The following is a 12,650-nucleotide window of genomic DNA, read 5'->3' as shown; positions in this document are numbered from 1 at the left end:
CTAGCTTAACCTCTTTTCGATAATTTTAGATAGCCAGGTGAGTAAGGTGATGACAATTAGATAAATTAACGCCACAATTCCGTAAACGATGAACCCTTGCTGCGTTCTAGCTACTAAAAGTTGGCCAGTTTGAGTCAATTCGACAAACCCGATGGCTGAAATAATTGAAGTGTCCTTCAAGGTAATGATGAACTGGTTGATAAATGAAGGAATCATGATCCGAAGGCCTTGTGGCATGACGATTCCTCGCATGGCTTTACTGTAAGGCACTCCAAGCGCCCGGGCAGCCTCCATTTGGCCAGGATCTACTGCATCAAATCCTCCTTTAACGAATGCCGCGGTGTAGGCCCCCTCGTTTAAGACCAGGGTGAAAAGGCCTGCGGCAAAGGTGGAAATTTTGATTCCCGTGACATTAGGAAGTCCAATGTAAACAAAGAATGCTAGAACCAAAAGTGGCAGTCCGCGGAAAATGTAGATGACCGTTGAGTAGATTCCCCGCACAAAAGCGTGTTCAGAAACTCCCATGACCCCAAGAATTACGCCCCAGATTGAAGCAATTAAAATTGCGCAGACCGTCAGAGTAAGGGTGTTGGTAAGTCCTGAGATGAACATGCTCTTATTTGAAGAAATAATTCCCCAAAAACTGGTGTCTTCTTTAGTGTTACCGGTAATTTTCTTTTGATCACCACCAAGGTATTTGGCCTTAATTTGGTCAAATGTTCCATTGGTTTGGAGTTGTTTAAGTCCAGTATTGAAGGATTTTAAAAGCTCCGAATTTTTGCCCTTTTGAACTGCAAAAGCGTAATTCCCTTGATTGGCTGGAGTTTGCTTGGGAATCGTTAATTTGATCCCGTTTTTGATCGCATACTGCATTACAGGTTGATCTTCAAAGCAGGCAACGGCGTTTCCAACGACGACATCGTTATACATGGTATTTGAATCGTTGAAGTACTTAATTTTGAATCCATATTTACTTTGAATTGACTTGCCGTAATCAGCACTACCAGTACCGGTCTTTAAAGCAACAGTCTTCCCTTTGAGGTCGTTAAGCGACTTAATAGAAGAATCTTCTCTAGTTGCCCAAATAAATCCACTTACAAAATAAGGGTCAGAGAAATCGAACACTTTTTTGCGTTCATCAGTAACCGACAAACCAGAAATTATCCCGTCGGCTTGGCCGTTTGTGACTGACTGAGTGGCCGAGTTAAACGACATCGGCTTTAAAGTATAAGTAAATCCTTGGTCAATTGAAATCTGATTTAATAGATCAATATCAATGCCGACATATTTTCCGTTTTTAGCTTGGATTTCAAACGGCGGAAAAGTTACGTCACACACAATTGTGTAGTGTGGCTTGTTTTTGTTATTTTTCTTAGGTGTTTCAGTACTAAGGTACTTATTGACGATTTCTTGGTATTGGCCATTAGCTTTAAGCTTTTTGAGACCCGAATTAAACTTCTTTAGAAGTTCTTGGTTTTGGCCCTTTTGCACAAAAAAGGCGTAGTAGCCAGCTTGGGCTGGTGTCTGGTCAGGAATTTTCAAATTCACTCCATTTTTGATGGCGTATTTGATCACTGGTTCATCTTCGAAACAAGCAACAGAATTGCCAGCAATCACATCGTTATAGAGGATATTTGAATCACTGAAATAGGTAATTTTGAAATCATATTTCTTACTCATTTCTAGCGCATATTTAGCTGAAGCAGTCCCAGTTTTAGCGGCGATGGTTTTACCTTTGAGGTCGCTTAAACTTGTGATTTTAGAATTTTGACCAACCGCAAAAACAACGCCAGTTTTATAATAGGAATTGCTCGCGTCATAGATTTTCTCGCGCTCGGGAGTGATTGTCATTCCAGCAATAATTCCGTCAGCCTGGCGATTTGCCACCGCTTGAGCCGCCATATTAAACGACATCGGCTTAATCGTATATGTAAAATTCTCAATCTTGGAAATGCTTTTTAAGAGGTCCATATCGATCCCCTCATATTGCTTGTCCTTGTTTTGAAATACAAATGGGGGGTATGTTTCGTCAGTGGTGATAGTATAATGGTTCTTGTCTTCTGCGGCCTGGACACTGGTCCCGCCTGCACAAGCAATTTTGATCACCGCTAATAACATGATTATAAAAAATATTTTTTTCTTTTTCATGGCTTCTCACTCCTTTGTAAAAAAGATTATCATAGAAAAGGCAAAAATGGCAATCCTATGTAAGCTTTTCTTACATAAGAATCTGTTTTCCTAAAAGAATTCTTTAGAAAATTTTCACTAGATCTTCACATCTTAACTCTATGATAGAAGCGTAGGAATTATTACCCCCTAATGATTTTCTACGAATTATCGATAATAATTATTATTTCTCCCCTTTTGTGTTTTTAGAGAAGCCGCTGCAATCGTCGCAGCGGTTTTTTGTTTTTTCAAAAAAAGTTGCCTGGTCGGCCTAATCAATTGGGGCCGTGATTTAAAGGAACATGACTAGTCAAACTGATAAAATGTTGATTTAAAGCTGTTGAAAGCGTTAACCAGAATTAATATAATTTAGAAGAATTAGAGGTTAAACAAATAAGCTGATGGAAAAATATCTTTTAATTTACACAGAAGTTTTAAAATCTTTGCGCACGCAGCAATTTATGCCTGGCGATTTATTGCCAAGTGATAAGCGGTATTCGATGAAATATCAAGTTTCACGAGAGACGGTGCGAAAAGCCATGAAATTATTAGCAAATGATGGCTATATTCAGCGCTTAAGAGGCAAAGGATCAGTTGTGATCGATCGCCGTCATTTTCAGTTTCCAATTTCTGAGATCGAAAGTTATTCCGAGGTGGTTAAGGATAGCGGATTGGTTTCTGAAAACATCGTTTTGGAAATTTGTGATTCTATGGTGCCAGAGATTTTTACGCCAGTAAATGATCAGGTGAAAGCGACAAAACTTTCCCGGATGCGTGTGATCCATGGTGAGCGCTCGATCATTGATCACGACTATATTTTGCAAGACAAAGTGGCAGAAATTCCGCGTGAGTGGGCGAAAATTTCGCTCTTTGGTTACTTAGAAGAAGTACTTAATTTCAAGATCGATTATGCAGTGAAGACTTTAACCGTTGAGAAATCTAATTCTTTTGATCAACTACATTTATCAGTGTCGCCTGAAATGCCAATGGTTGTGATTAGAAGTCGTACGCACTTGACTGATAATTCAATTATTTCTTATACCGAATCACGCCATCGTGCTGATCGGTTTTCAAGCGTGGTTTTTGCACGGCGACATGGCTATTAGGAAAAGGAAAGAAATAATCGAAGATTATCGAAAACTTGCAGCAAATATCATTGAAGGTGTTGGTGGGGCAGACAACGTTAAGAAAGTGATTCATTGTATTACACGATTGCGTTTTTATTTAGTGGATGAATCAATTGCCAATACTCAAAGTATTGCTGATTTACCAGGAGTTGCTGGCGCTGTTTATAATTCTGCGTTGGGACAGTATCAAGTTATTATTGGACCAGCAGTAAATGATGTGTATGAAGAGGTGATTACCCAGTTAGGAGATAAAGTTGAAGATGCGCAAACGAGCACAGCTACCCAAACTGCGACTTCTGCTCCTAAAGGACTTTGGGGACAAATTAATCACAGCTTTCAAACGCTAATTGGGACAATTACCGGCTCAATGATTCCGGTGATTGGACTTTTAGCTGCGAGCGGAATTTTAAAAGGGGTTTTGACGCTAATCACCGAATTACAGTGGGTAAAATCTGATTCCGCAACTTATGTAATTATCAATGCGATGGGCGATGCCGTATTTTATTTCCTGCCAATTCTTGTGGGTTTTACCGCAGCTAAACAATTGAAATCTGATCCAATTACGGTCGCTGCGATTGGCGGATTACTCGTCCATCCGTCAATTACGGCCATTTATACAGGCACAACCAAATTTGTCACTACTAATATCTTGGGTGTGCAGTTTAATGCTGATTTCTTCGGGCTTCCGGTACGAATTCCGCAGTATACATATTCGATTTTCCCAATCATTGTTGCAGCTTGGTTAGCACGCCCAATTGGCAATTGGCTCAAAAAAATCTTGCCACTTAGTTTGCGTTCGATTTTTCAGCCGCTTTTCACCATTTTTATTGTTGGAACTTTGATTCTCGTCGTCTTTGGACCAATCGTGACCTTGATTTCACAAGGATTTGCGACGTTGCTCAACTGGCTGTTGACCTTAAACGAAGCTGTAGCAGGTCTAATTATCGGTGGATTCTATCAAGGATTGGTAATTTTTGGACTTCACTGGATGGTGGTGCCGCTGGTGGCTAACGACATTGCTAATACGGGACACTCGGTTCTTAATGCCCTAATTAGTTATACGATGATCGCACAAGCTGCCGGTTCATTTGCGGTAGCTTTGAAAACTAAGAATCGCAATTTGCGCTCTTTGGCTGTGGCAGGCGGACTTTCGGGTTTTGCTGGCGTGACTGAACCTGCAATGTATGGCGTGAACTTGAAGTATGGCAAGGTATTTTGGTTGAGTAATATTGGTAGCGCAGTTGGTGCGACGATTGGTGGATTTTTCCATATTGATATGTTTGGTTTTACTGGTTCTTGGATTGGCTTGCCGAGTTATTTTCAAGGCGGAACGTCTAACACGTGGATTTTTATCGCAACAGCTGCCGTGACAACGATCGTGTCATTCGTTTGTGTTTATTTCTGGGGCTTTAATGATCGTGACCTTGAGAAGGCCAAAATAGCAGAACAGAAAAATGTCTTTAAAGATGCGGTAGCTTAAGGAGGATCTGACTTGAATTCAGACAGTAATTGGTATATTGATTATCAAAAAATTACGACCGGTAAAAAGTCATATGGCCAAGAGGCGATTCTTACGCTGGGTAATGGATATCTTGGTTGGCGGGGCGCACCAGTTTTTAGCCAATTTGACCAAAATCACTATCCAGGTCTTTATCTTGCGGGCCTTTATAATCAAACAAGTACGATGATTGCTGGGCGCGAGGTGGTTAACGAGGATTTGGTCAATTTACCAAATCCCCAGTTAATTAGAATTTTCGTTGATGGTCAAAAAATTGAAGAAGTTAATCGTCACAGCTGGTTAGATTTTGCAACTGGTCAAGAAATAGATGAATATGATTTTAAAACCACCAAAGGATTGTTAAGGGCGAAAACCACTAAGGTTGTTGATCCAATTGAGTTTCATCTTTTGGGTTTCGAGCTGGAATTGACGCCAGAATTTGAGGGTGAAATTCAAGTTGACTCAGTCGTTGATACCCAGATTTTAAATCAAAATGTGCAACGTTATCGCGACTTTGATTCACGCGAATTTGAAGTTGATGAGATCAGTGAGCAGCAAGTGAGCATTACGACTCGTCAAAGCGCGCGGCAAGTTAAATTATTCGTCCAAACTACTAACGATCAGGGGATTAAATCTTATTCAGCCAACACGACAACCGAGTTGGTGGAGCGCTTTAATTTTGCGGGGCACAAAGATCATACTTATAAATTTGCCAAAGTTATTGGGATTGCAACGAAGCATGATTTAACAAAAACGGTTCAGACGACCAGTTTAAATGAGATTTTTAAGCATTCTTTTGATTATTGGCAGAGTTTTTGGCGTGATCACGATCTGGTGGTTGAAAATGATCAGCCGAACTTTCAGCGTCTGGTGCGGCTCAATATTTTTCACTTGCAGCAAGCTGCCAATCACCACGCGAATCAGTTTCTTGATGCCTCGGTGCCAGCGCGGGGCTTGACAGGTGAAGGATATCGCGGACATATTTTTTGGGATGAATTATTTATTCTGCCTTACTACACCCGTACGGAGCCGGATGTTGCAAAAGATTTGTTAAAATATCGGATTAATCGGTTGCCAGCAGCACGCCGCAATGCTGAACTTGCAGGGGAAAAAGGTGCAATGTATCCTTGGCAGTCAGGGATGACCGGCGACGAACAAGCTCAATCAATTCATCTTAATCCGTTAAATAATGAGTGGGAACCAGATAATTCGCGCTTACAGCGGCACGTTTCCCTAGCGATTGCTTATGATGTTTGGGATTATTATCAGGTAACTGACGACCAAGAATTTATGGATCAAGCATTAGCCATGATTTTGGGGATCGCTAAGTTTTGGTTGAATAAAGTTAGAACTGATGGTCAAGGTCGCTATGATCTTTGCGGTGTGATGGGGCCGGATGAGTTTCATGAGAAATATCCGGATGCAGCAAGCGGCGGATTTAAAAATAATGCTTACACTAATATTATGGTGTCGTGGCTTTTGGATTGGATCATTGAGTTGAGTCAAGACTTCAAAATTGATGCAGTGCTGCTCCAACAAGCCAAAGAAGTTAGTCATAAATTAAATTTAGAAATTAGAGATGGAATTATTGCTCAGTTTGCGGGCTATTTTGAACTCAAAGAAATTGATCTAGCTGCTTATGCTAAAGAGTATGGCGACATTCATCGAATTGATCGGGTTTTGAAATCAATTGGTAAATCGCCTGATGAGTATCAAGTTGCCAAGCAGGCTGATGCGTTGATGTGTATTTATAATCTCGGCGCTCAAAAAACAAAGCAGATTATTGAGCGGCTGGGCTACGATTTGCCAGCAGACTGGTTAGCTAGAAACACTGAATATTACCTTGCGCGCACGACTCACGGCTCAACGACGTCTCGGCCAGTTTTTGCGATGGCCTTGACTGACATTGGTCAAAGTTCTAAAGCAGCTCAGTATTTGATGACATCATTAGAAGCGGATTTTGCCGATATTCAAGGAGGCACGACCGCCGAAGGAATTCATGTTGGAGTAATGGGGGAGACGACAGCTGTAATTATGCGCTCATTTGCGGGGATTGACTTTGAGGACGGTAAATTGCAAATTTCACCTAAACTTCCAGCAGGTTGGCAAACGATTATTTTGCATTTAACGTTGCGCCATGTTAATTATCGAATTGAAGTGACTGCTAAAGAGGTTATTGTAACTGCATTTGAGTCAGTTGAAGTTGGAGTTTGCGGGCAAAATTATTTATTAAATGCGCATGAGCCAAAAGTAATTTTAGTCAATCAAGAGTAAAATAAAAGAGGAGAGATTAAGATCTTAAACAAGGAGAAATAGTTAATGTTTGGTTTAAAAAAAAGAAAAAAGAAGCTGAATTAGATCAGGCCGTTTATGCACCAGTAACTGGTGAATGTCAAGATATTACGACAGCTTCGGACCCAGTATTTGCTCAAAAAATGATGGGTGACGGCTTTCTAGTTCATCCAAATTCTGGTAGTGTTGTTGCGCCAGTGGCCGGAGAAATTACGGTCCAACAAGGTCATGCGCTTGGAATCAAGCGCGCTGATGGACTTGAATTTTTGCTCCACATTGGTATTGATACAGTCAGTTTAAAAGGAGCTCCTTTTACCCAACATGTGGGTGTTAAAGACGTTGTTAACCCAGGAGATCTCTTGGTTGACGTGGATTGGCAGCAGATTAAAGATGCCAATCTTGATTCTTCAGTAATGGTGATCATCACAAACACTAACGATTTGTTGGCCCAACTTGAGGTTAAATACGGCAACGTGTCGGCCGGTGCCAAGGTGGGAACAGCGACAGCTAAATAATGGAACGGACTCTTTGGAAACAAGGAGTTTTTTTGCGGTCCAGCTTAAGTTTTTCTTGCATTTATAGTATGATAAACGATGTTTAAACTGTTTAGAGGAGAAAATGATGCAAGTTCGTTTCAGTCATGTTTCACTAGCGTTTACCCCAGGCAAAGATACGCTGCATGACCTCAATTTTACAATTAACGACGGAGAGCTGGTCTGCCTCTTGGGTCCTTCTGGCGGCGGGAAGTCAACTACGTTAAATCTAATTAGCGGTTTATTGGTGCCCACTAACGGCCAGATCTTCTTTGATGAGCAGGATGTCACCAATCTGAGTCCCTTGGAGCGAAAAATTGGCATGGTTTTTCAGAATTATTCGCTTTATCCGCACCTCAACGTTGAAAATAATATTGCTTTTCCGCTCAAAATTGCGCATTGGCCAAAAGAAAAACGCCTGGCGCGCGCAGCTGAATTGGCAAAGCTCGTCCACGTTGATGATCAGTTGAAGAAAAGTGTTAATGAGCTTTCTGGCGGTCAGCAGCAGCGCGTGGCAATTGCGCGGGCATTGGCAAAAGATCCCAATATCTTACTTTTAGATGAACCGTTATCCAATTTGGATGCACGTCTACGCATGGAGATGCGTGATGAGATTCGGCGCATTCAACAAGAGACGAAGATTACTACGATTTTTGTAACGCATGATCAAAGCGAAGCGATGCATATTTCTGATTCGGTGATGGTTTTGCATGCGGCTCAAATTCAGCAGTACAGCAAGCCAAACGAGCTTTACGATCATCCGGCCAACGAATTTGTGGCGAGTTTTATCGGCGATAATCCGCTCAACACTTTCGATCGCGCGCTTTTAGATGATACTGCGCTTAGAGCTGATCTGGGTCCAGCCTACGATCAGGCGAGCCAAGTGGGCGTGCGAGCCGAAAATATGGTGCTTACTAAAAGTGAGGAAACTTTCCCGCACGGCATTAAATGTAAATTGCTAAAAAGTCATCGCTACGGTCTGATTTCAACGCGCTTGTACTCGTTTAAAGGAGTCGAGCTTGATGCAACAGGGCTAACTGAAATTCATAGCACCGACGAAGAAGTCGAAGTCTTCTTTCAAAAGCGCGGTTTCTTCCTCTTTGATGAGGCAGGGAGAAATATCACAAATGATTAATCAAAAGACGACTTGGAAACAGACGCTGCACGCATTGTTGTATCTAGCGCCAATGATGATTTTGCTAACGATTTTCTTTTTGTACCCGATTTTGTCGACTTTTGTAATGAGTATCTTCAAAAATTATGATTTTTATCGCAATGTCGGCACGGGAGTGAGCCTGACTAATTTCATTTATCTCTCTAAAGATCCGTTGTTTCACCGGGCGGTCATTAATACTTTTGTCTTTGTGCTGGGTGTGGTGCCAGCGTCGGTCATTATTTCGCTTGGCATCTCGCTTCTTTTAAATCGCTTCAAGAAGGTTCGCAGCCTATTTCAGACGATCTACTTCTTACCTTACGTAACTAGCACGGTTGCGATCGCGATGGTCTGGGTTTGGATTTACCATAGCGATTACGGCGTCCTTAATTTTATTTTGGGATTATTTCACACGAAGCCGATCGGCTGGCTCAATGATCCACATTACACGCTTCTAACTTTAATAATTTTCAGCATTTGGAAAAATCTGGGACTGAATATTATCTTGTTTTTGGTGGCGCTAAATTCGGTGCCGCGCCAATATTACTTGAGTGCAAGCCTTGACGGGGCAAGTACTTGGCAGCAATTTACCAACATTACGCTGCCGTTAATTTCGCCAACAACTTTTCTAGTGACGATTAATGCAATGATTGCGAGCTTTAAAGTTTTCGATCAAATTTACGTGTTTTATCACAACACGGCGGGACCGAATAATTCGGGCATGACAATCGTTTATTATTTGTATCAGAAATTTTATACCGAGAATAATTACCCAGTGGCAAGCGCTGCTGGGGTGGTCCTCTTTGTGATTATTATTATCGCCACGGTGCTGCAAAATTATGTTTCGCGCCATTATGTGCATTATTAGAGGTTAGCATGTCGAAGAAAAAAGCTGCAAATATTTTATTTTTTTTCATTTTGCTGTTGGGAGCTTTCATCATGATCTTCCCATTTTTTTGGATGATTTCCACAGCAGTAAAAACTCCAAGTGAAGCCGCAACCGTGCCGCCGATGTTGTGGCCAAAGCACCCGCATTGGGGCAATTTTGTTGACGCGTTTAAAAGTGCACCGTTTGCCCGTTACTTGTTTAACAGCTTGTTGGTGACCTTTTGTACAACTGCTGCGCAAATGTTTACGAGCATTCTCGCAGCTTTTGCCTTTAGCAAACTGAAATTTTGGGGCAAAAACGTTATTTTTATGATTTTTCTCTCTACGATGATGGTGCCAATTGAGATGCTAATCATTCCGAACTATGTGACGCTCACCAAAGCTCATCTGATTAACAGCTATTTGGCGCTGATTCTGCCGTGGTCGGCCAGCTTCTTTACAGTATTTACTTTGCGCCAGGCCTTCAATTCAGTTCCGCCGCAGGTCTATTACGCTGCCAAAATTGACGGAGCATCCGACTGGAACTACCTTTGGCGGGTTTTGGTGCCGATTTGCCGCTCTAGTATAGTTGCGATGTCGATTCTGGAAATTATCGCCAGCTGGAACGATTTTTTGTGGCCGATGATTGTCACAAATGATGCAAATATGCGGACTTTGCCGGTGGCAGTGTCGAGTTTTAGTAATGACGTTGGGACCAATTATCCTTTTATGATGGCTGCGGCGACGTTTGTCGTGATCCCGATGATTATTCTTTACCTGATTTTACAAAAATACATTATTCAAGGAATTACAAAAGGCGGCTTGGTCGGCTGATTATTTCAATGTCTTTTTTTTGAAAATTTCTGAAATTTGAGGTTGCTGTTACTAACATTCCCAGCCGTTCTTTTGCTTTTTGATCACCGTTTAAAGCCGCGTTGGTTAACCCAATCGTTTTTTACTGCGCTGTTTTGAACACAAACAGCTAAGATTGCCCCACTCTGATAATGGTCCAATTTTTAACTCCTAAGCATTTATTTGGAGAAATATTTTAAAATGTTAAAAAACTTGTCAAGTTTATGCAAAAAATATTTACTTTTGAAACTTAAGCGCTTATAATGATCTCCAAGATAAAAGACGCAGGAAAGACAAGTAAGTGATGATTGCTGCCAGTGAGTTGGGGAGAGTGGAAACCCAATCAGTTTCGTCATTGCCGAATAACACTTTTCTAGTTGCGGGCTGAAACCGTTGGGAGTAGGCTTTGCCGTTAACCGAAATGTTATCATCGGATGAGGATGTTAGTCCTCTATTGAGCTGGTTCTGTTTTTTAGAACAACTTGGGTGGTACCGCGAAAGCTTTTCGTCCCTTTTTTTAAGGGGATGAAGGGCTTTTTCTTTTATCCAAAAAATATCGCGAGGTGAAGATCATGCATTTAATATTGCCAGAAAATTATCAATCTAAATTATCAGTCCGGGAGACTGAAGAAGCTATTCGTTATATCCGGGAAACTTTCCAAGACGAGTTCGGCAAAGAAATGAATTTGTCGCGGCTATCGGCACCAATGTTTGTTGAACAGAAAACCGGTTTAAATGATAATTTAAACGGAGTCGAACAGCCAGTTAGTTTTACAATGGCTGACATGGGAAGTGAGCGCATCGAAATCGTGCATTCGCTTGCTAAATGGAAGCGAGTTGCGCTGATGCGTTATGGCTTTGGGGTCCACGAAGGACTTTACACCAACATGAATGCAGTGCGTAAAGACGAAGATTTAGATAATTACCACTCGGCTTACGTTGATCAGTGGGACTGGGAGAAGGTCATCACCCGCGAGGAGCGGACGATCGAGACTCTTCAAGCGACGGTCAAAGAAATTTTCAAAGTGATCAAACACATGGAACATGAAGTTTGGTACAAGTACCCGCAGTCCGTTTATCATTTGCCAGACGAGATTCACTTTATTACCACCCAAGAGTTGGAGGATCGTTATCCAGATCTGAGTCCAGCTGAACGAGAAAGTGAAATTGCCAAAGAGTTCGGCGCCGTTTTCATTATGAAAATTGGGGGAGCATTAAAGAGCGGCCAGCGCCACGATGGTCGGGCACCAGATTATGATGATTGGGAATTAAACGGAGATATTATTTTCTGGTACGAGCCGCTTGAACGGGCAATCGAGGTTTCAAGTATGGGGATTCGGGTCGATTCCGCAGCTCTTTCACGCCAACTTAAAATTGCTGATGTGGAGGATCGCCTCACTCTTCCGTATCATCAAATGGTCTTAAATGAAAAAGTACCATTTACGATTGGGGGCGGAATTGGCCAATCTCGCCTTTGTATGCTCCTTTTGGGTAAAGCTCACGTCGGTGAGGTGCAAGCTTCAATTTGGCCAGATGAGATGGTCAATCGATGTGAGGAACATGGGATCCATCTGCTTTAATTGCTTTCAGGAGGTTTATGGTATGAATAACGATGAAGCTGATTTAAAAGAATTGCGTGAAGCAATGCTTAAAGATGACGGAAAACATTTTGCCCATGATGAAGTCATGAAAGAATTTGGTTTACGTTAACAAAAAAGCGTTAGTCCCTTACGATTTTGGGATCTGACGCTTTATTTTTTTGTTTGACGAATTTCTCCGTGCCGTCCTTCACAGCCTGCGTGTAGTAGCGACATTTGTGTTCCAAGGTATCTAACGTAGCTTCAAGCTCTTGCATCTGCGCTTTAGTCGTGCGGCGCAGCTCGTGAAACATCTCGAGGCGCTTTTGGAGGGTAGAATCTCCATCGGCGCACCACTGAATAAAAATTTTGATATCTTTAATCGACATGCCAGCGCATTTTAGACAGCCGACAAGTTTCAGGGTCGCTAGATTGTCGGGGCTAAATTCGCGCACGCCAGCATGATTTTTGTGAAGATTGGGGATAATCCCTTCTTGGTCATAGTAGCGCAAGGTTGAAGGAGAGATATTGAACATTTGCGCTACTTCACTAATTGAGTAGGTTGTTTGCATATAGCAATTTTAC

10 protein-coding genes are annotated in these 12,650 nt (G+C 41.8%); 8 read left to right on the top strand and 2 right to left on the bottom strand.

The window, feature by feature from the left end; genetic code table 11:
- Nucleotides 1–2,148, bottom strand: coding sequence for an ABC transporter substrate-binding protein/permease (locus R8495_RS10735; protein WP_317635451.1), 2,148 nt, complete (start codon nt 2,146–2,148; stop codon nt 1–3).
- 419 nt (nt 2,149–2,567) lie between these two features.
- Here R8495_RS10735 and treR point away from each other — a divergent pair, with 419 nt between their 5' ends.
- The 8 genes from treR (at nt 2,568) to asnA (ending at nt 12,068) form a co-directional block, all read left to right on the top strand.
- Nucleotides 2,568–3,272 carry a trehalose operon repressor gene (gene treR, locus R8495_RS10730; protein ID WP_317635450.1) on the top strand — a complete coding sequence of 235 codons (705 nt, stop codon included), beginning with the start codon at nt 2,568–2,570 and terminating at the stop codon, nt 3,270–3,272.
- Nucleotides 3,262–4,773, top strand: coding sequence for a PTS transporter subunit EIIC (locus tag R8495_RS10725; RefSeq protein ID WP_317635449.1), 1,512 nt, complete (start codon nt 3,262–3,264; stop codon nt 4,771–4,773). The genes treR and R8495_RS10725 overlap by 11 nt, the downstream gene beginning before the upstream one ends.
- 12 nt (nt 4,774–4,785) lie before the next feature.
- On the top strand, nt 4,786–7,065 hold the full coding sequence (locus R8495_RS10720; protein ID WP_317635448.1) for a glycosyl hydrolase family 65 domain-containing protein: 2,280 nt from the start codon (nt 4,786–4,788) through the stop codon (nt 7,063–7,065).
- A gap of 38 nt (nt 7,066–7,103) precedes the next feature.
- Nucleotides 7,104–7,598 (top strand): PTS sugar transporter subunit IIA, encoded by a 495-nt coding sequence (locus tag R8495_RS10715; protein ID WP_317636633.1) that lies wholly within the window; start codon nt 7,104–7,106, stop codon nt 7,596–7,598.
- 106 nt (nt 7,599–7,704) lie between these two features.
- Complete coding sequence (locus tag R8495_RS10710; protein ID WP_317636632.1) at nt 7,705–8,751, top strand: ABC transporter ATP-binding protein; 1,047 nt, start codon at nt 7,705–7,707, stop codon at nt 8,749–8,751.
- A complete protein-coding gene (locus R8495_RS10705) occupies nt 8,744–9,637 on the top strand; it encodes a carbohydrate ABC transporter permease (protein ID WP_317635447.1) in 894 nt (297 codons plus the stop codon). The genes R8495_RS10710 and R8495_RS10705 overlap by 8 nt, the downstream gene beginning before the upstream one ends.
- A gap of 8 nt (nt 9,638–9,645) precedes the next feature.
- A complete protein-coding gene (locus R8495_RS10700) occupies nt 9,646–10,470 on the top strand; it encodes a carbohydrate ABC transporter permease (RefSeq protein WP_317635446.1) in 825 nt (274 codons plus the stop codon).
- A 590-nt stretch (nt 10,471–11,060) separates the two neighbouring features.
- On the top strand, nt 11,061–12,068 hold the full coding sequence (gene asnA, locus R8495_RS10695; RefSeq protein WP_317635445.1) for an aspartate--ammonia ligase: 1,008 nt from the start codon (nt 11,061–11,063) through the stop codon (nt 12,066–12,068).
- Nucleotides 12,069–12,208: 140 nt separating this feature from the next.
- Here asnA and R8495_RS10690 read toward each other — a convergent pair whose 3' ends face one another.
- Nucleotides 12,209–12,637, bottom strand: coding sequence for a MerR family transcriptional regulator (locus R8495_RS10690; RefSeq protein ID WP_317635444.1), 429 nt, complete (start codon nt 12,635–12,637; stop codon nt 12,209–12,211).
- Nucleotides 12,638–12,650 lie beyond the last annotated feature (13 nt).

It is taken from the genome of Xylocopilactobacillus apicola (assembly GCF_033095985.1).
Taxonomy (GTDB): Bacteria; Bacillota; Bacilli; order Lactobacillales; family Lactobacillaceae; genus Xylocopilactobacillus; species Xylocopilactobacillus apicola.
The sequence above is the reverse complement of the archived record's forward strand: the minus strand, read 5'-3'. Positions and strand labels throughout refer to the sequence as shown.